We start from the raw sequence: 1,415 nt of genomic DNA on the forward strand, positions 1-1,415 counted from the left end.
CGGTTCGGCCCCCTAATTCCGGAGAGTAGTCGGTGTAATTTCGCACATTCTCAGCATTGCTCGATCTTTCGACGATTTTTGGCTGTTCTGATCATTTAGACTGCTCGTTTGTATTTTGCGATGTCGCTCGAATGCTCTTTTACCCACTCCATGAACGCGGCTGGCGAACGTTTTCCGAGGCTTCTGTGCATGCGGCGGTTATTGTAAAAATCCATGTATTTGTGGACGGCTTCATAGGCCTCTTCGAATGTTTGGAAGATCTCTTTTCTCAGTAAATCGCGTTCGAGCGTAGCATGGAACGATTCAATGTATGCATTCATATTTGGCGTTTTTGGTGGAATTCGCTCGTGTATAAGCCCTTCCGCCTCGCAGAGCTCCCCAAATGCCTTGCTGACGAATTGAGGCCCGTTATCGGTGCGGATAATTGGCTTGTCCTGATCAGGCGAAATACGCGAGCGTAGCGCCGCCCTCACGGCTTCGCATACATGCTTTGCATCGCAGCTCGCCCCTATGTGGTATCCAACAATGCTGCGGTCAAATACATCAATGATGTCCGCAATATAAAAGAATTGTTCATAGCCTGCCACGTATCCATATTTGATGTCCAACTGCCAGAGTTGATTGGACTTCTCAATCGTATGATTCCGGGCTAAGCGACGCGGATAATGAGTCTTCTTACGCCGCTGCGGATGAAGGATATCCAGTTCTTTGCACAAGTTGTAAACTTTTTTCTTGTTGATGACGAGGTGGTGCTCAACCCTTAAGCATTCGGTTAGTAAGACATAACCGTAACTATGTTCTTCACCAGCCACAAGCTCCATAAGCCACTCTTTGATCTGCTCGTTGCTAACAACCTGTCCGATCTGAGTTAATGAGTGCTCGGTTGCAGGCCGCCCTCGTTTCGGGGGTGTTCTCGTCTTAGGACACGTATCCGTATGCGTGGCTTTGTGGCGGTCATAGTACGTTGAAGATGCTACTTCAGCGAAACGTAGGACGGTCGCTACTGGGTGTCCCTGCTCGATGAACGTCTGGGCGACGTGGAGTTTATCATCGAGGCAGGGCTGGGCTTTTTTACGAGTTCACGCAGGATCTCAAGCTCAAGCTCCTTTTCTCCCAGTGCTTTGAGCGCTCGGTTATACTTTTCCTCTAGCTCAGTAAGACGCTTGGATTCGTCGATACGTTCATCTATAGTAGGTACGGCATCGTCACCGAATGCCTCCTGAAACTCTTTCACCCAGTTCCGGATCGTCTTGGGGGATACTTCGTACTTCCGTGCAAGGATGCCAACTTTAATTCCCCCAAGAGCTTCCTGCGCCACCTTGTAACGTACTTCTTGAAACACTTGATTTCGTTGTCTCATTTTCCGCTCGCCTCCCCTAATTGAATAGTACCTTATTTCCCTATGTACTCTCCAA

General features: G+C 48.8%; 2 protein-coding genes. Both read right to left on the reverse strand.

Features of this window, described 5'->3' with window-relative positions; translation table 11 throughout:
* Positions 1 to 95: 95 nt before the first annotated feature.
* A complete protein-coding gene (locus H7B90_RS28365) occupies positions 96 to 1,022 on the reverse strand; it encodes an IS3 family transposase (RefSeq protein ID WP_185139272.1) in 927 nt (308 codons plus the stop codon).
* The coding region (locus H7B90_RS28370) for a transposase (protein WP_221482210.1) at positions 1,001 to 1,415 on the reverse strand (415 nt) is incomplete at its 5' end. The genes H7B90_RS28370 and H7B90_RS28365, both read right to left, overlap by 22 nt.

Origin of the sequence: Cohnella xylanilytica (assembly GCF_014212175.1) — a bacterium.
GTDB lineage: Bacteria > Bacillota > Bacilli > Paenibacillales > Paenibacillaceae > Cohnella > Cohnella xylanilytica.